The sequence below is a fragment of the Cobetia marina genome (genome assembly GCF_001720485.1).
GTDB lineage: Bacteria > Pseudomonadota > Gammaproteobacteria > Pseudomonadales > Halomonadaceae > Cobetia > Cobetia marina.
The window spans coordinates 1,940,449-1,958,788 of sequence record NZ_CP017114.1; the positions used below are offsets into that span (position 1 = coordinate 1,940,449).

The window sequence follows — 18,340 nt, forward strand, 5'->3', positions numbered from 1 at the left end:
AGCCTCGCCAGCCGCTACAATGCGCGCCATTCGTTTCGTTCTGCTATTCACCTAACAGTGCGCGCGGCGTGCCTCACGTCGAGCCGGATGCCTTTCAGCCCATGTCAGATTCCCAGATTGCCAAGGCGGCGGATGTTCGCCGTACATTCGCCATCATCTCTCACCCGGATGCGGGCAAGACCACCATCACCGAGAAGCTGCTGCTGTTCGGGAATGCCATCCAGATGGCCGGCTCGGTCAAGAGCAAGCGGGCCGATCGCCACGCGACCTCCGACTGGATGAAGATGGAGCAGGAGCGTGGCATCTCCGTGACCACCTCCGTGATGCAGTTCCCCTACAAGGACCGCATGGTCAATCTGCTGGATACGCCCGGGCACGAGGACTTCTCGGAAGATACCTACCGGACGCTGACGGCCGTCGACTCGGCGCTGATGGTCATTGACGGTGCCAAGGGTGTCGAGGACCGTACCATCAAGCTGATGGAAGTCTGTCGCCTGCGCACCACGCCGATCCTGACCTTCGTCAACAAGATGGACCGCGAGACGCGTGATCCCATCGAGGTAATGGACGAAGTCGAGACGGTCCTCAACATCCAGTGTGCCCCGATGACCTGGCCGATCGGCGTCGGCAAGGGTTTCAAGGGGGTCTATCACCTGCTCAATGACGAGATCCATCTCTACAAGCAGGGCCAGGGCAACCGCATCCCCGATGACGTGCGCATCAAGGGCCTCGACAGCCCCGAAGCCATTGAAGTGCTGGGCGAAGATCTCATCGAAGAACTGAGCATGGAAGTCGAGCTGGTGCGCGGCGCCTCTCACGAATTCGATCTCGAGGCCTATCGTCGCGGTGATCTGACACCGGTCTACTTCGGGACCGCCATGGGCAACTTCGGCGTACGCGAGATGCTGGATGGCTTCGTCGAATACGCGCCGCCGCCCCAGTCGCGTGATACCGATACCCGTGAAGTCACGGCCCATGACGAACGCTTCACCGGCTTCGTGTTCAAGATCCAGGCCAACATGGACCCGAAGCACCGTGACCGCGTGGCCTTCCTGCGCGTCTGTTCCGGCAAGTACGAGAAGAACATGAAGATGCGTCACGTGCGCATCAACAAGGACGTCAAGATTCCTGATGCCCTGACCTTCATGGCGGCGGACCGCTCCCACGTGGAAGAGGCCTGGCCGGGTGACATCATCGGTCTGCACAACCACGGCACCATCCAGATCGGCGATACCTTCACCATGGGGGAAGACATGCGCTTCACCGGCATCCCTCACTTCGCGCCGGAACTGTTCAAGCGGGTGCGCCTGAAGGACCCGCTGAAGATGAAGGCGCTGCAGAAAGGGCTTCAGCAGCTTTCCGAAGAGGGGGCGACCCAGGTCTTCCAGCCGTTCGACAACAATGACCTGATCGTCGGTGCCGTGGGGACGCTGCAGTTTGACGTGGTCGCTCACCGTCTGAAGGAAGAGTACAAGGTCGAGTGCATGTATGAAGCGGTGAACGTGCAGACGGCGCGCTGGATCTATTGCGATGACACCAAGATGCTTGAGGACTTCAAGCGCAAGGCCAGCGCCAATCTCGCCTACGATGGCGGCGGCTTCCTGACCTACATCGCGCCGACTCGCGTCAATCTGCAGTTGACGCAGGAGCGTTGGCCGGACATCACCTTCCGCGCCACCCGCGAGCACTGAGACGGTTCAGGGGGGGATGCCCGAGTGGCTCGCATCCGAGTGGCTCGCACCCGAGTGCCCTTCGGCCTGACGAGGCCATCTCCGAGGCCCCCTGATCGATTCAGGATTGATGCGAACGCCGCCCCTTGGGGCGGCGTTCGTGCTTTCGGGCTGAACGTGTCCTCAAGCGTTAGCCACACCAACTCAAGATCGATGACTTTGGCCGCATACTCCCTTGCGAAAGACATGGGGATGGCCAGCGACTCAGGCAGTCACAGGGCGCATGCCTTGGCCTGACAGACGCATGCCCCTAAGGGACATGTCGGTCGCGACAGGACAACAACAATCATCAGGAGGTGGGGCTATGGCCGGTTTCATGAAGGAATTCCGCGATTTCGCGGTCAAGGGCAATGTCGTCGACATGGCGGTGGGCATCATCATCGGGGGGGCGTTCACGCTGATCGTGAAGAGCCTGGTGGGTGACATGCTCAATCCCTTGATCGGACTCTTGATCGGGGGCGTCGATTTCTCCAACTTCTTCTTCGTGCTCAAGGAAGGGGCTCAGGCGGCTCCCTATGTCAGTCTGGAGGCTGCGAGGGATGCGGGGGCCGTGACACTGAACTATGGACTGTTCATCAATGCCATCATCAGTTTCGCGCTGGTGGCGCTGGCCGTCTTCGTGTTGATCCGTCAGATCAACAAGCTCAAGAAGGAAGCCGAAGAAGCGCCGGAAGAGATCACCGACAAGGACTGCCCGTACTGTCTTTCCAAGGTGCCGCTGGCGGCGACCCGTTGTGGCCATTGCACCTCCGAGCTGGCGCCGGTAGCGCCGGTGGAGGCGGCCTAGGCCATCTGTGCCAGTCACGATGGCTGACAGAGCGACATCGACAAACGAAGGGACCGGCCACCAGGCCGGTCCCTTCGTTTGTCTGTCACTGGCTGATATAGCACGATGGCAGTACGACCATCACCGGGATATTGCATGTTGATCGACAGCCATTGCCATCTGGATTTTCCCGTCTTCGCTCAGGATCGTGACGCGGTCATCGCGCGCGCCGTGAATGAGAGTGTGTCGAGGTTCGTGGTGCCATCCACCACGGTGGCCAGCTTCGCGGACGTGCTGGAACTCGTGCAGTCATCCCCGCGTATCTTCGGTGCCCTGGGGCTGCATCCCTATTTTCTGTCCGAGCATGGCGAGAGCGCGCTGGCGGCGCTTCATCAGGCCCTCGATCAGCATGCTGGCGACATCGTCGCGTTGGGCGAATGCGGCTTCGATGCGCGACTGGCCGATCATGACGCCCAATGGCAGCTGTTCGAGGCCCAGCTGAGCATGGCACGCGAATTCTCCCTGCCTGTCATCGTGCATTGCGTGCGTGCCAATGACGAAGTGGCCAAGCGGCTCAAGAACGCGCGCCTCACCCGGGGCGGCATCATTCATGCCTTTGCGGGCAGTCAGGTTCAGGCTGAGCGCTTTCTCGAGCTCGGTTTCGTGCTGGGGCTGGGCGGCAGCGTGACCTACCCGCGTGCCCGCAAACTGCGGGGAGTCGTGGCGTCACTGCCGGAGGATGGCTTCGTGCTGGAGACCGACAGCCCCGACATGCCATTGCAGGGCTTTCAGGGGCAACGCAATGAACCGGCCAGGGTGGCGGAGGTGGCAAGGAGTGTGGCATCGCTGCGTGAGTCCACTCTGGAGGCCATCAGCGAGACGACCAGCCGCACCGTGCAGCGTATTCTTCAACTGAGCGCCTGATCTAGACTGAACCCAGCACCTCGGCAGCACTGTGCCACGGGATTCAGGAGATCGCGTCATCATCGGTAACTCAATGCCTCGTAGAACATCTGCTCATCCGCGACCGGATTCTGACAAGTCCGTGCGTGCCTCCTTGAGGCAAGGCCCGCCCCGGGAGCCCCGCCATCGTCTGTGGCTGATACCGCTTCTGCTGATTGCCTCTGTTCTTGCCACCGCCTGGCTGGGTATCAGTCAAATACAGCAACTGCGAGCAGGAGAGCAGAATGCGGCGCGTCAGCGCGTCACCATGTGGGCCCAGGCCAGCCAGCGAGCCCTGGAAGGTCAGTTACGCGAGCATGGTGATTGGCAAGAGGCCACCGAGGAGTTCCTGCGTTTGCCTGCCCCGAACCCTGAGTGGCTGGACTACATGTACGGGCCCGAGTTCTCGATCAATACGGGGATCCATCTCGTCGGGGCCATCAGAGGAAATGGCAAGGCCGCTGTCTGGCAGGAGCGACGTCCGGGGCTTGAGTCCGATGATTGGCAGGGGGCTCAGCCGCTTGCGTGGCGCCGCGCCATGGCCCCCTTGATCGAGAAGGCTCGCCAGACCCCGACGCGATCCGTCATCGCCTGGATGGTGCTGAACGGGCGGGCCTGGCTGGTGGGCGTGCACGGGCTCTATGCGGATGAAGACGCGCTTCCTTCACGGGAGGAGCAGGGCATGCTGGTGTTCGGGGTCCCCATGCGCCCGGAGTTGCTCAGCGAATCATCCGCTTCCCTGGGAGTGGAAAGACTTGAAGTCGTCAGTCAGTCACGCCAGATGAGCGGGGAAGCCGCTCTCGTCTGTAGCGACCTGCCGGCCATGAAGCGCTTCGATGAGCATGCTGCCATGGCCTGCTGGCAGGATGCAGATGACGTCACCGCGATGCTCAGGCAATTGGGAGCGCCCTTGGGGGCCTTGAGTCTGGTCATCGTATTGGCGAGTATCGCGACAGGCGTCATGCTGTGGCGCGATCAGCGCCGTCGTCGAGATTGGGCCGCGCAGGGCCTGCAGCGTGAAGCTCAGCTTGAGCAGCATCTTGCCCTGAACGAACGGTTTCTGGCATTGCCGCATGAAGCGCACAACCCCCAGCACGCCTTGGCTACCTTGTCCGGCTATCTGCGTCGGGTACGAGAGATGACGGGAGCAGAAGTCATCATCTATCGACGCGAGGTGGGCAACCCCAATGCAGGCTATCTGATCGTCGAGAGTCGTGATGAACGGGAATGGTTGAGCAGTGTCTCGTTGCGGCGTGACCCTCTGTGGCGATTGCCGGCCGGGCGGATCGTGGCCAATCGTGCCACGAATGTGGACGCGTCCACCGAGGAGAGTGCCCAGCTGCTGTGTCAGCGTCTCGGGGCGACCCAGCTGCTGGGCTATTCCGTCTCGCCGCATCCCGGTCGCAGCGAGCTGCTGCTGGTCGCCAGTCGTGGTCAGGCGCTGGAGGAAAGCCTGATGATGCCGGTGCTGGACAGAACCCTGAATGCCTTGATCATTCGTGGACTGGAGCAGGAGCGCTTGCTGCTCCAGCAGCAGGTTCTGCAGGAGCGCGAGACGGATACCGACACCGGGCTATTGAGTCGTGAAGGCATGCTGCGCTTGATCAAGCTGCGTATCGATCAGTTGGGTCGTGTCTCGGGGCTTGATGGTTTCGTGCTGATGGCATTGCGTATCGGCGGGCTGCAGGAGCTCTATGAGCATGCGGGGCCGGAGGCGGGCAATCGCCAGCTGGAGTTGCTGCAACGTCGACTGGACCCCTTGCTGGGCACATCAGGCCATGTCGCACGTCTGGAGACGGATCGTCTCTTGATCATGGTGCCACGACGGCTGCTCGAGGCCGCGCGGGGCGGCATCTGCGGCTGGCTGGATATGCTGCTGGTGGCGGTACGTCACAAGGTGTCGCTCAACGGCGAGGATATCTATCTGCTGCCCAGCCTCGGCATCAGTCGCTTTCCCGAGGATGGTGAGCAGATGGATGCGCTGGTCTACCGCTGTGAGCGCGCATTGCACGACACGCTTCAGCTCAATCGCGAGTGGCACTTCTTCGATGAAGAGGCCGAACGAGAAGTCAGGCGTCTCAAGCAGCTCGAAGCGGAATTCGTCGAGGGATTGCAGCAGGACCAGCTGCGGCTTCATCTGCAGCCGATCGTCGATGGACGGGATGGATCCCTCGTGCTTTCCGAGGCGCTGGTGCGTTGGCAGCATCCGGAGCATGGTCTGCTGGGCTCCGGCGACTTCATGCCGATCATCGAATCCGCCAACCTCGATGTGGCCCTGGGGCGCTGGGTCATCAAGGAGAGCATTGCCACCCTGATCCGTGTGCATGACGCCGGTCATGCGCTGCATCTCAGCGTCAATGTCACGGTCAGACACATGATGGACGAGCGATTTCTGGCGGATCTCAAGAGGCTGTTCCAACGGCCTGAGCTGTGTCGCCAACTGACCATCGAGCTGGTGGAGAGTCAGCTGCCGGAAGATATCCAGAGTCTGGCCATCCTCTTCCAGCGCATTCGCTCACAGGGTGTCGCCCTGGCACTTGATGACTTCGGGACCGGGTACTCGTCCCTGTCGCAATTGCAGCAACTGCCGTTCGACAAGGTGAAGATCGATCGGCAATTCGTGGTCGCGATGGATACCGACAAGGGGCGGGCGATGATTGATGCGATGCTGGGACTGGGGGAGGCCTTCCATCTGGCCGTGGTGGCGGAGGGTATCGAGACCCCTGAGCAACGCACGGCGCTTCTGGCACGCGGCTGTCATCTTCATCAGGGCTACCTCTATTCGCGTCCCCTGCCGTCCGAGCAGCTGATCCAGCATCTCAAGGCCGGCAAGCACTGGTTGCCGGCCAGCGTCACTGGCGAAATGGGCTAGCGGTCTCGGCTCTCCCGCTTCGAGATGCCCAGGCCTTGACTCAGCCGGATGCTGCCAAGGTCAGCCTCTGATACAGCCAGGCATTGATACAGACAGGCCCCGACGAATCGCTTCGCCGGGGCCTGTCTGTCATGACGCCGCAGGCGGCTAACCAGGCCAGCCGTGGCGTCCGTGTCACGGCTGGCAGCGCTGCCTGGTGCTCATGTCTTCAAGCTCATGTCTTCAAGTTCATGCCTTCAAGTTCATGCCTTGAGCTGTTCCGGGTCACGTCGCTCCAGCGGATAGGGCAGCGGGGCGCGGTGCAAGGGCTCCCCAGTCTCGAGGGTCAGGGGGGCTTCCTCATCGCGCAGGCTCACCACCGCCAGCACTTCCAGGCTGCCATCGGCATTGTTGGCGACCCGCAGGATCTCACCCATGGCCTTGCCTTCTGGCGAGACCACCTTGCCGCCCGGCTGCGGCAGAGGAGTGACCGGCTCCGCCGTCAGGCGCTGCAGGCGCTTCTTGACCTGACCACGGAAGTGGGCGCGGGCCACGACTTCCTGACCGGTATAGCACCCCTTCTTGAAGCTGATGGCCGCCAGCGCTTCCAGGTTGAGCATCTGCGGCAGCCAGGCATCCGTCTGCTCCGAGTCCACCCACTGCAGGCCGGCACGAATGTCCTCGCGCGCCCAGTGATTCTCGTCACGGGTATTGATGCCGCCATCGAGCAGTGCACGGCTGAGTCGGGTCACCTGCGCATCAGAGCCGACCAGTACGCCTCGTGCCATCTCTGCCCCCGGCTGGCGGGCAAGCACGGCATCCGGGGTTGCCAACATGGCGAAATCATGCGGGCCAAGCGCGGTGTGCTGTGAGGAGGCAGCATCGGCCAGTTGCTCGGCCGCCCGGGTCAGGGCGGGCTCTCCCGTGAGCCCCACGACCACGCTATCCTCCCGGACCTCGAGACTCACCTTGTAGAAGGGCGCGAACTTGGCAAGGTGCGCGCGCAGGGGCTCCGCCGTGCCCGTCGGCATCAGCAGCCACAGGCAATCCTCGCTGAGACGCATCAGCTGGGCCATCGCCAGAATCCGCCCCTTGGGAGTGCAGAAGGCGGTCAGCGGAGCGAGTGAGCCATCCACCAGCGCAAGCTGCTGCGAGGTCTGTCCCTGGAGAAAGCGCTCACCATCCGCGCCATTGACCGCGAGTACCTCGAAGCAGGAGAGGGGCGTGAGACTCCCGGCGCCATCGGTCTCGGGGGCAAGCGGCGACTCGGGGGCAAGCTTGCCCGCCTGTGTCGCGTGAAAGCCGTGGGCTTGCATCAGGGTCTTGAAATCAGTCATGTCGCGCTATCCTGTCGCAAAGGAGGGGTCCGCCGCAGGCGGTTCAATGCCTGAGAATTGCCAGCGGTACATTCGATGCAGGCATTGTCACGCGGCAGTGGTCAGCTGTCAGCCCCCGGCAGGGCAACACGGCATCTTTCGGGGCGATCCACTGGCATGAAAGCCTGAGGCGACTCGCTGGCATGCATGGGGGAGCCCTCGTCAAACGTGGTATTCTTGGCGGTTTGATCGCGCCTGCGATCCTTTTTATCCAGCGAGACAGGAATCACGAGATGGCCAGCTTTTCCCTTACATTGATCGGTGTCGAGAGCGTCAAGGATGTCAACAAGGTCACCACTGCCTTGATGATGATGGACGGGGTCAAGGAGGCCGAGGTCGGGCGTGGCTTTGCCGAGGTCGAAGGGCAGGTGCGGTATGACGCCGTGGTCAAGACCGTCGAGAAGGCGGGTTACAAGGTGAAGTGAGCGCTCTGCTCGCCAGCAGGCTCGGATGCGTCTCGCGAGAGTCCACGACAAGGAGGTAGTGCATGAGCATCGAGGTGATTACCCGCAAGGCTGGCAGCTTCGTCCATCGGGTTCAGGTCGCGAGCTTCGAGGAACTGCTGGTGGATGTGCCCACCGTGGTGGGTGGCGAGGACAGTGCGCCGGACCCGCACGACTACTTCGATCTCTCGCTGGGTGCCTGCAAGTCGATCACCGTGTTGATGTATGCGCGGCGCAAGGGGCTGCCACTCGCGTCCATCGTGACCACGGTGGACCGTGATGACAGTGATGAGCGTCGCGCAGGTGAGAACGCGGAGTATCGTCTGAGCGTCAGCATGCACTTCCAGGCCGAGGATGGTGCGGAACTCGATGAGGCGACGCGTCAGCGCCTGCTCGAGATTTCCGAGCGTTGCCCCATCCATCGACTGATGACCAGCACCCGGGTCAGTGTGACGAGTCGCGAGATATCACCCGAGTAGGGCGCGGTGTCCTTTCGCAAGTCTGGCCGCCACCGTCAGTTGAAGAGCGGCATGACCGCCACCATTGAGAGCGCATGAGCAAACCATTTCGCATCAATTCCAAGTTCAAGCCAGCCGGTGATCAACCGGCTGCCATCGAGAAGCTGATCACTGGCCTGGAAGCGGGTCTTGCGCATCAGACGCTTCTGGGTGTGACCGGCTCGGGCAAGACGTTCACCGTCGCCAACATCGTGGAGCGTCTGCAGCGACCCGCGATCGTGATGGCGCCCAACAAGACGTTGGCAGCCCAGCTCTATGGCGAGTTCAAGTCGTTCTTCCCTGACAACGCCGTCGAGTACTTCGTCTCCTATTACGATTATTACCAGCCCGAAGCCTATGTCGCGTCCTCGGATACCTTCATCGAGAAGGACGCCTCGATCAACGACCACATCGAGCAGATGCGCCTGTCGGCGACCAAGGCGCTGCTGGAGCGGCGCGATGCGATCATCGTGGTCTCCGTCTCGGCGATCTACGGCCTGGGTGACCCGGATCAGTACCTGAAGATGCGTCTGCACTTCAATCGTGGTGAGCAGATCGACCAACGCGGCTTTCTCAGGCGCCTGGCGGAGCTGCAGTACACCCGCAACGACATGGATTTCCGGCGCGGTACCTATCGCGTGCGTGGCGACGTGATCGACATCTTCCCGGCGGACTCCGAGGAGCAGGCCGTGCGTGTCGAGCTGTTCGATGACGAGATCGACTCCATCCGGCTGTTCGATCCGCTGACCGGTGAAGTGGCCGAGTCGGTGCCGCGCATGACCATCTACCCCAAGAGCCACTACGTGACGCCGCGCGAGACCATCGTCGCCGCGGTCGATCACATCAAGGAAGAGCTGGTCGAGCGCCTCGATTACCTGCGCAAGCACGACAAGCTGGTCGAGGCGCAGCGTCTGGAGCAGCGTACCCTCTACGACATCGAGATGATGATGGAGCTGGGCTACTGCAACGGCATCGAGAACTACTCGCGCTATCTGTCCGGGCGTGATCCCGGCAATGCGCCGCCGACCTTCTTCGATTACCTGCCCAAGGACGCGCTGGTCTTCATCGACGAGTCCCACGTCAGCGTGCCTCAGGTCGGCGGGATGTATCGCGGTGACCGTTCACGCAAGGAGACGCTGGTCGAATACGGCTTCCGTCTGCCATCGGCGCTGGACAATCGCCCGATGAAATTCGAGGAGTGGGAAAGCATCCTGCCGCAGACCGTCTTCGTCTCGGCGACACCCGGTACCTATGAAGAAGAGCATGCCGGGCAGGTGGTGGAGCAGGTCGTCCGTCCCACGGGGCTGCTTGATCCGGTCATCGAGGTGCGCTCTGCCTCGACCCAGGTCGATGACGTGCTCTCCGAGATCAAGGCGCGCACCGAGGTCGGTGAGCGCGTTTTGATCACCACGCTGACCAAGCGCATGGCGGAAGACCTGACCGAGTATCTGGGAGAGCACGATGTTCGGGTGCGCTATCTGCACTCGGATATCGACACCGTCGAGCGCGTAGAGATCATCCGGGATCTGCGTCTTGGCAAGTTTGATGTGCTGGTCGGCATCAACCTGCTGCGTGAGGGCCTTGATATCCCGGAAGTCTCGCTGGTGGCGATTCTGGATTCCGACAAGGAGGGCTTTTTGCGCTCCGAGCGCTCCCTGATCCAGACCATCGGCCGTGCGGCGCGCAACGCCAACGGCAAGGCGATTCTGTATGGCGATCGCATCACCGATTCCATGCAGCGTGCGATAGCCGAGACGGAGCGCCGCCGTGAGAAGCAGATGGCCTTCAATGAAGAGCACGGCATCACGCCGCGTACCATCACCAAATCGGTGGCGGATATCATGGAAGGTGCCCAGGCACCGGGACGCAAGAGCAGTCGTCGCAAGGGCAACGAGCGACAGGTGGCGGAAGAGACGCCGGACTATGCGGCTCTGGCGGCTCAAGGCCCTCAGGCACTCGAGAAGGAAATCAGCCGGCTGGAAGATGCCATGTTCGCGGCGGCCAAGAATCTCGAATTCGAGGAAGCCGGTCGACTGCGCGATCAGATCAATGACGTGCGCAATCGCCTGCTCGCGCTGGGCTGACGCTACTCTCCATCCCCCAGCATTCGCGTTGCTAAAGGCATGACCCTGCGCGCCCGACGATGTCACCCATCGTCGGGCGCGTGGCGTTCAGGGCTGGCGGGTATCTGACGGGGAGGTGCCATCAGCAGGTTATCCCGTTATCTTGTCTATTGCGTTGCAGATCATCATATTGCAGCTCAGTGCATGGCTCAGGGGCAACCGGTTGCCTCGGGAGGGCGGCAGGATTGCTTTTCCTACAACCTTGGGCGTAGCCGGGGTGGGTGCAGCAATGCGACCTGATGGTGCAAGTGAAGAGGGAATTCCTGTCAACTGCGTCTTCACATACGCCAATGACTGGCTTTCATCGTCAATGCCAACGATTGTCTGGCCAGAATGGAAAGCGCAGTCTTTTTCGCTATTGGTAGGGCCTTGGCCTGCATTCATGAGCGCTCAAACGGTCGCTTTACATGCGTATTCGCTGCTGCCAATAATGCTTTCAAGGCATTCCTGGCGTCGCGAGTCGCCTGCCTGATGGCTGGCGGCGGCGGACAAGGTCAGCGAATGACAGCGATTGTCGCCAGTCCTTTTCGGGCGGCGCAATGCTGCCGCAAGGCACCCGTCAGGTCTGCCCGGCCGTAGTACAACAATAATCGGGAACAGGAATTCTCATCATGATGCGCAGGTCTCTTCTCGCTCTCGGTATCGCCGCGGCGATGTCCACCCAGGCTCAGGCAGATATCACCATCGCCATGGCAGGCCCGGTCACGGGGCCGGTCGCCCAGTACGGTGACATGCAGTTCATCGGTGCCGAGATGGCCATCGAGCGGATCAATGCCGCCGGCGGCGTCGACGGCGAGATGCTCAAGGGCGTCAAATACGACGACGCCTGTGATCCCAAGCAGGCGGTGGCGGTCGCCAACCAGATCGTCAATGACGGCGTCCAGTACGTGATCGGCCACCTGTGCTCCAGCGCGACGCAACCGGCCTCGGACATCTACGCCGAGGAAGGCGTGATGATGATCACGGCGGCGTCCACCAGTCCGACCATCACCGAGCAGGGCTATGAGCTGGTCTTCCGCACCATCGGCCTGGACTCGCTGCAGGGGCCGGTTGCGGGGCGCTATATCGCCGAGACGATCAAGCCCAAGCACATGGCCGTGATCCACGACAAGCAGCAGTACGGGGAAGGTATCGCCACCGGCGTGCGCGATACCGTCGAGGAAGCGGGTATCGATGTGGTGCTGTTCGAGGGCATCACGGCGGGTGACAAGGATTTCTCGGCGCTGATCTCCAAGCTCAAGAAGGAGAACGTCGACTTCGTCTACTACGGCGGCTATCACCCGGAACTGGGCCTCTTGCTGCGTCAGTCGCGTGAACTTGGCTTCGACGCGCCCTTCATGGGGCCGGAAGGGGTCGGGAATCCGGACATTTCCAAGATTGCCGGCCAGGCCTCGGAAGGCCTGTACGTGACACTGCCGCCGGCCTTCGAGAATGACCCGAAGAACGCGGATCTGGTCGCGGCCTTCAAGGACAAGGAGCAGGACCCTTCCGGTCCGTTCGTCATGCCCGCCTACACCGCAGTGGAGCTGATCGCCGATGGCATCAAGGGCGCCGACTCCACCGACCCCTATGATGTCGCGGAATATCTCAAGGCCAACAGCTTCGACACGCCCATCGGCAAGGTCGAATACGATGAGAAGGGCGATCTGAAGGACTTCAACTTCGTCGTCTACAACTGGCACGCCGACGGTACCAAGAGCGAAGCGGCACATTGATCAGCGGCTGATATCAGCACTCGCTGCGGTCTCGTGACCTGTCATGAGGCCCGGCGGATCAATGCCGACACGCTGTCCCGTCATGCCGCGTGGCATGGCGGGCCTCTCCGTTCGGTCGAGTTCATGGCGATGCAACATCGCCGTGCCTTCCCGTCGTCGTCGCGCATGCGGCATTTCCCTGACAGTTTCCGGCCACAAGCCGAACACTGTCGCGGCCAAGGGTCGTTTCAATGGAAGACATCCTCTACTTCCTGCAGCAGGTCATCAATGGCCTGACCATCGGCAGTACCTATGCCTTGATCGCCATCGGCTACACGATGGTCTACGGCATCATCGGCATGATCAATTTCGCCCACGGCGAGATCTACATGATCGGCACCTACGTGACCTTCATCGTCATCGCGGCGCTGGGCATGCTGGGCATCGCCAACCCCTTCTTTCTGATGGCGGCCGCCTTGCTGGTGGCGGTGCTGGTGTCCTGTGCCTACGGTTTCGCCGTAGAGCGGGTGGCCTATCGCCCGGTACGTGGCTCCAAGCGTCTGATCGCGCTGATCTCGGCGATCGGCATGTCGATCTTCCTGCAGAATTACATGCGTCTGGCCCAGGGCTCGCGGGACATGGCGATCTCCAGCCTGATTCCGGGCGGCTGGGAGTTCGGGCTGGAAAGCTTCGCGGTCAATCTGTCCTACATGCAGGTGATCATCTTCAGCGTCACGCTGGTGTGCATGCTGCTGCTGTCATCGTTCATCTCGCGCTCGCGCCTGGGGCGTGCCTGTCGTGCCTGCTCCCAGGATGCCGGCATGGCGCGTCTGCTGGGCATCAATACCGACATGATCATCTCGATGACCTTCGTGATCGGGGCGGCGCTTGCCGCCGTGGCGGGACTGCTGCTCGGCATGTACTACGGCGTGGTCAATCCCTACATCGGCTTCCTGGCCGGGCTCAAGGCGTTCACGGCGGCGGTGCTGGGCGGTATCGGCAGTATCCCCGGCGCGATGCTGGGTGGCCTGCTGCTGGGCGTCGCGGAGGCGCTGACCGGCGGCTATCTGTCCACGGAATACAAGGACGTGGTGGCCTTCGGACTGCTGATCCTGATTCTGCTGTTCCGTCCCTCCGGGATTCTCGGCAAGCCCGAAGTGGAGAAGATCTGATGCCCAAGCTTGCGAAACAGACTCTGAAGACAGCGGGCACCTCGCCCGCCGAGACGATTCCGCCACAGCCTTCCTATCGTCGTCCCTGGTGGTCGGCACTTGCGGCCGCCGTGTTGACTCTCGTGCTGGGTGGCTCGGTACTGGGGGTGCAGCTCGAGTCCACCGGTATCACCACCACGGTACGCTTGATGGGCATGGACACCTGGGGCTGGTTGCTGGCCGCGTCACTGGCCGTCTTCCTGCACCAGCTGGTGCGGCCACAGATCGAGGAATGGCGTGCGCGTACCCGCAAGCCATCACGTTTCCGCGTCCCCGACGTGATGAGCGGTCAGAAGCGTCAGCTGTGGATCATGCTGGCCATCGGTGCGTTGCTGATCTTCCCGTTTCTGTCCAACCGCTCGGCGGTGGATCTCGCGACCCTGACGCTGATCTACATCATGCTGGGCCTGGGGCTCAACGTGGTGGTGGGTCTCGCGGGGCTGCTGGATCTCGGTTACGTGGGCTTCTATGCGGTCGGAGCCTATACCTACGCACTGCTCAACAGCTATCTGGGCTTCAGCTTCTGGGAAGCGCTGCCCATCGCGGGGTTGATGACGGCGCTGTTCGGCTATCTGCTCGGCTTCCCCGTGCTGCGGCTGCGGGGTGACTACCTGGCCATCGTGACGCTGGGCTTCGGCGAGATCATCCGTATCCTGCTCAACAACTGGACGGAGCTGACCGGCGGCCCGAATGGCATCGCGCGCATACCCAAGCCGACCTTGTTCAATCTCGAGTTCTCGCGGCGAGCCGATGAGGGCAACATCGCCTTCCATGAGTTCTTCGGCATCGACTACGACCCGGCCTTCAAGGTGATCTATCTGTACCTGCTGGCCTTGATCCTGGTGCTGATCACGCTGTTCGTGATCTATCGTCTGTTGCGCATGCCCATCGGGCGGGCGTGGGAGGCGCTGCGCGAGGATGACATCGCCTGCCGTTCACTGGGCATGAATCCCACCGGCATCAAGCTCTCGGCCTTCACGATCGGGGCGAGTTTCGCGGGCTTCGCCGGTGCCTTCTTCGCCGCGCGTCAGGGCTTCATCAGTCCCGAGTCCTTCACCTTCATCGAGTCGGCGATCATTCTCGCCATCGTGGTGCTGGGCGGAATGGGCTCGCAGCTAGGCGTCATCCTGGCGGCGATCGCCATGACGCTGTTGCCGGAGCTGGCCCGTGAGTTCAATGAATATCGCATGTTGCTGTTCGGGCTGATGATGGTGCTGATGATGGTGTGGCGTCCTCAAGGCCTGGTGCCGCTCAAACGACCGCAGATGGAGCTCGACCGTGGCTGACGCACATGACAAGCAAGCATTCGACAATGAGGCGCCAGCCGCTTCCTCACACCGCCAGGCACGCGCCGAGGGCGGGGCACCGCTGCTGGACGTACGTGATCTCACCATGCAGTTCGGTGGCCTCAAGGCCGTGGACGGCGTGACGCTTCAGGTACATCCGGGCGAGGTGGTATCGGTCATCGGGCCGAATGGTGCGGGCAAGACCACCGTCTTCAACTGCATTTCCGGCTTCTATCAGCCCACCGGCGGCGAGGTGTATTTCCAGAATCGCGCCATGCATCGCCTGCCGGGGTACCGGATCGCCCAGGCTGGCATGGTACGCACCTTCCAGAACGTGCGGCTGTTCAAGGAGATGACGGTCATCGAAAACCTGCTGGTGGCGCAGCACATGCACGCTGAGCGCAATCTTCTCAAGGGCCTGTTCAAGACGCCGGGCTATCGCCGCAGTGAAAAGGCGCTGATGCAGCATGCCGGTGACTGGCTGGAGCGTGTCGGTCTGCTCGAATTCGCCAATCGCGAGGCCGGCAATCTGGCCTATGGCCAGCAGCGGCGACTCGAGATCGCGCGATGCATGGTGGCCAGGCCACGGCTGCTGATGCTGGATGAGCCGGCGGCCGGCCTCAACCCCAACGAGACCCGGGATCTCGATGACCTGATCGTCAGCCTGACCCGCGATGAGGGCATCTCGGTGCTGTTGATCGAGCACGACATGAGTCTGGTGATGGGCATCTCGGATCACATCTACGTGGTCAATCAGGGTCAGCCGCTGGCGGATGGCTGCCCGGATGACATTCGACGCAACGATGCCGTGATCAAGGCCTATCTGGGAGAGGAATGAGCATGAGTGAGCATGTTGATGCAGTCATGCCAGAGACCGTGCCTGCCAGCGAGGCACTCGCGCCGCGGGATGCCATGCTGGCGCTCGAGCACCTGACGACACATTACGGGCCGGTGCAGGCGCTCAATGATGTCTCGCTGGCCGTGGGGCAGGGCGAGATCGTGACGCTGATCGGTGCCAACGGCGCCGGCAAGACGACGCTTTTGATGTCGATCTGTGGCGATCCGCGCCCGACCAGCGGGCGGGTGTGGTTCGAGGGCGAGGAGATCACCGGCACACCCACGGCGCGCGTGATGCGTGGCGGGCTGTCGGTGGTGCCCGAAGGTCGCCGCATCTTCACCGGCATGACGGTGGAGGAGAATCTCGCCATGGGCGGCTATTACCAGAGCAAGGAGGAGAACGAACGCAGCATCGAGCATGTGCTGGGGCTCTTCCCGCGCCTCAAGGAGCGCTTCCATCAGCGCGGCGGCACCATGTCCGGTGGCGAGCAGCAGATGTTGGCCATCGGGCGTGCCTTGATGAGTCGGCCGCGACTGTTGTTGCTCGATGAGCCTTCGCTGGGACTGGCGCCCATCGTGATCGGGCAGATCTTCGAGATCGTCGAGCAGCTGCGCGAGCAGGGCACCACCATCTTCCTGGTGGAGCAGAATGCCCATCGCGCCTTGTCGATCGCCGATCGCGGTTATGTGCTGGAACACGGTCGCGTGGTGCTGGCGGACAGCGGCAAGGCGCTGCTGGCCAATGACGAGGTCCGCCGCGCCTATCTTGGCGGCTGAGAGGTCTGGCACGTGATTCGCTGTCGCGTCTCACCGGAGGAAGGCAATGCAACAGAACGCGCCCCTGTCACTGAACCCTCGGTGGCAGGGGCGCTTTCTTGAGGACGCGATGCAGGGTGCGAGAGGCTTACGCCGAGAGAGGTGTCACGAATTCTTCCGGAGCATAGGCGACGCCGTCATGGATACGATAATGATCGGTAGGGCCGGAGACCTGGCAATTGCTGACGCAGGCCTGGCTGGCCGGAAGCTGGCGCAGCGGATAGCGCACACCGGATTGACACAGTTCCAGCATCTTCTTGAGCGCGCTGCGCTCACAGAAGCCGCACAGGCATTCAAGGGCATTGTCGAGACAGTCTTCCTCGCTCATGCCTGCCCCATAGATGCGCTTGTCATCACAGACCACGAATCCGAGCGCGCCGGGGGATGTGGCGGGTGTTGTCATGTCTGCTGCCGTATCAGGTACTGCACTGAGAATGTTATCAGCCATGATGAACCTCATTGGAATGGGGATTCCGGCGTCTCCTCGCCAGTCGCAAGCGTGTGGATCCATGACCCTCTCTGGTCATGTCTGTACCCAGAGTAGACGGCCGTTGGCAAAGTGCCATGCAACACCGCTCCAGGTGTCAGGGAAGTGTCGATGCTGCGGCAGCAATGTGACAGATGAATGACGATTGGATGACGGAAATTCCCGAGTTCACCGGGCCTGACAGGGCGTCGATTGGCGATAGCGCGTGTTGAGGGCCAGCAGGATCGCGGCGCTTTCCGCATCAAACTGGCCACTGATGGCCCCGGGGCGAAAGTGCGCCTGAAACGCGGCGATCGCCATCCAGGGCCGCTCGGCCTCCACTGGATAACCATAGTGGGCGAGCGCCGCGATCAAGGTCTTCTCCGCGGGCAGTCCATCGCTGGCCATCTGTTGTCGAAAGCAGCTGACGTCGGCATCCCGTGGCCAGGCCCCGATGCCGGCTTCATGCAGACGGCGCCAGGGGAAGCGCGGGCCCGGGTCGGTCTTGCGGTCCGGGGCGATGTCGGAGTGTCCGACGACATCCACTGCCTTGATGTCATGGCGGTGCACAATGGGGGAGGCCAGCGCGATCAAGGCCGCGATCTGCTGCTCGTTCCAGGCCGCGAAGTGGCGATCAGGGGACCAGCGCCTTGCCACGCCGGAAGCTTGGGTCTCCGTCTGCCCGGGTGCCAGGGGCGTGAGCGCTTCGGGCCCGGCATTGACCATCTCGATGCCGATGGAAGTGTCATTGAGGTGGCCGCGTTCACCCCAATGGCTGACGCCGGCATGCCAGGCGCGGCGCGCTTCCGGCACCAGCGGATAGACGCGCGGCAGGCCGGTCGCGGGCATCGGCGACGACAGCAGATAATGCGCGCTGACGTCAGCGCCGGTGAGGCTGATCAGAGAGCCTGTGAGGTCATCATCGGTGTAATGCAGTACCAGATGGCGCACGCGAGAATTGCTTTGACTCTCGGTGCTGGCCTCCATCCGCTGATAGCTCCCCGAGGCCTCGTCAGTGTCCGACCGGGAATGCTGCATGCAGCCCGACAGCAGCGTCAGCGAGGCTATCGTCAAGCAGGTGAGAGGGCGAAACGCGTTGAAGCCTGATGTCATGAGTCGCTCGTGAGGGGAAGTGGCAGTGAAGAGGTGGCAGTGAATCGGGGGTCATCGCGCGGGGCATGATGGCAGTCTCCACGCCCGTCATTTGCGCTGGATGAGCTGGGATGTCCTGACATGCGGGTTGCAGGATTCGCTCTGCCGCCGCGTGCTCGCTTGAGGTATAATCCCGGCCACCTGACCCGG

15 protein-coding genes are annotated in these 18,340 nt (G+C 62.1%); 12 read left to right on the top strand and 3 right to left on the bottom strand.

Annotated elements, in window-relative coordinates:
* Nucleotides 1-101: 101 nt before the first annotated feature.
* The 4 genes from BFX80_RS08255 (at nt 102) to BFX80_RS08270 (ending at nt 6,310) form a co-directional block, all read left to right on the top strand.
* Complete coding sequence (locus BFX80_RS08255) at nt 102-1,691, top strand: peptide chain release factor 3 (RefSeq protein ID WP_077375880.1); 1,590 nt, start codon at nt 102-104, stop codon at nt 1,689-1,691.
* A gap of 343 nt (nt 1,692-2,034) precedes the next feature.
* Nucleotides 2,035-2,517, top strand: a complete 483-nt coding sequence (gene mscL, locus BFX80_RS08260) for a large conductance mechanosensitive channel protein MscL (RefSeq protein ID WP_077375883.1) — start codon at nt 2,035-2,037, stop codon at nt 2,515-2,517.
* Nucleotides 2,518-2,652: 135 nt separating this feature from the next.
* Complete coding sequence (locus BFX80_RS08265; protein ID WP_084208545.1) at nt 2,653-3,420, top strand: TatD family hydrolase; 768 nt, start codon at nt 2,653-2,655, stop codon at nt 3,418-3,420.
* Nucleotides 3,421-3,541: 121 nt separating this feature from the next.
* Entirely contained in the window at nt 3,542-6,310 is a 2,769-nt protein-coding gene (locus BFX80_RS08270; RefSeq protein WP_167593002.1) for an EAL domain-containing protein, read from the top strand.
* A gap of 242 nt (nt 6,311-6,552) precedes the next feature.
* On the opposite strand, the gene ygfZ is transcribed toward BFX80_RS08270, so the two are convergent.
* On the bottom strand, nt 6,553-7,626 hold the full coding sequence (gene ygfZ, locus BFX80_RS08275) for a CAF17-like 4Fe-4S cluster assembly/insertion protein YgfZ (RefSeq protein WP_084208547.1): 1,074 nt from the start codon (nt 7,624-7,626) through the stop codon (nt 6,553-6,555).
* Nucleotides 7,627-7,898: 272 nt separating this feature from the next.
* Here ygfZ and BFX80_RS08280 point away from each other — a divergent pair, with 272 nt between their 5' ends.
* The 8 genes from BFX80_RS08280 to BFX80_RS08315 all read left to right on the top strand — a co-directional run bounded on the left by BFX80_RS08280 (nt 7,899) and on the right by BFX80_RS08315 (nt 16,533).
* Complete coding sequence (locus BFX80_RS08280) at nt 7,899-8,090, top strand: hypothetical protein (protein ID WP_077375895.1); 192 nt, start codon at nt 7,899-7,901, stop codon at nt 8,088-8,090.
* Between the two features lie 62 nt (nt 8,091-8,152).
* A complete protein-coding gene (locus BFX80_RS08285; protein WP_077375898.1) occupies nt 8,153-8,587 on the top strand; it encodes an OsmC family protein in 435 nt (144 codons plus the stop codon).
* Between the two features lie 74 nt (nt 8,588-8,661).
* Nucleotides 8,662-10,689, top strand: coding sequence for an excinuclease ABC subunit UvrB (gene uvrB / locus BFX80_RS08290; protein ID WP_077375901.1), 2,028 nt, complete (start codon nt 8,662-8,664; stop codon nt 10,687-10,689).
* A 653-nt stretch (nt 10,690-11,342) separates the two neighbouring features.
* Nucleotides 11,343-12,443 (top strand): branched-chain amino acid ABC transporter substrate-binding protein, encoded by a 1,101-nt coding sequence (locus BFX80_RS08295; RefSeq protein ID WP_371861074.1) that lies wholly within the window; start codon nt 11,343-11,345, stop codon nt 12,441-12,443.
* Between the two features lie 230 nt (nt 12,444-12,673).
* Nucleotides 12,674-13,594: a high-affinity branched-chain amino acid ABC transporter permease LivH gene (livH, locus tag BFX80_RS08300; protein WP_043336883.1), complete on the top strand. Its 921-nt coding sequence runs from the start codon at nt 12,674-12,676 to the stop codon at nt 13,592-13,594.
* Nucleotides 13,594-14,919, top strand: a complete 1,326-nt coding sequence (gene livM / locus BFX80_RS08305; RefSeq protein WP_084208549.1) for a high-affinity branched-chain amino acid ABC transporter permease LivM — start codon at nt 13,594-13,596, stop codon at nt 14,917-14,919. Before livH ends, livM begins: the two co-directional genes overlap by 1 nt.
* Before the next feature lie 106 nt (nt 14,920-15,025).
* A complete protein-coding gene (gene livG, locus BFX80_RS08310; RefSeq protein ID WP_141391580.1) occupies nt 15,026-15,757 on the top strand; it encodes a high-affinity branched-chain amino acid ABC transporter ATP-binding protein LivG in 732 nt (243 codons plus the stop codon).
* Nucleotides 15,758-15,831: 74 nt separating this feature from the next.
* Nucleotides 15,832-16,533, top strand: a complete 702-nt coding sequence (locus BFX80_RS08315) for an ABC transporter ATP-binding protein (protein ID WP_084209692.1) — start codon at nt 15,832-15,834, stop codon at nt 16,531-16,533.
* 127 nt (nt 16,534-16,660) lie between these two features.
* Here BFX80_RS08315 and BFX80_RS08320 read toward each other — a convergent pair whose 3' ends face one another.
* Both BFX80_RS08320 and BFX80_RS08325 read right to left on the bottom strand, forming a co-directional pair.
* Entirely contained in the window at nt 16,661-16,975 is a 315-nt protein-coding gene (locus BFX80_RS08320) for a hypothetical protein (RefSeq protein WP_127735209.1), read from the bottom strand.
* Between the two features lie 252 nt (nt 16,976-17,227).
* Nucleotides 17,228-18,151, bottom strand: coding sequence for an N-acetylmuramoyl-L-alanine amidase (locus BFX80_RS08325; protein ID WP_084208551.1), 924 nt, complete (start codon nt 18,149-18,151; stop codon nt 17,228-17,230).
* Nucleotides 18,152-18,340 lie beyond the last annotated feature (189 nt).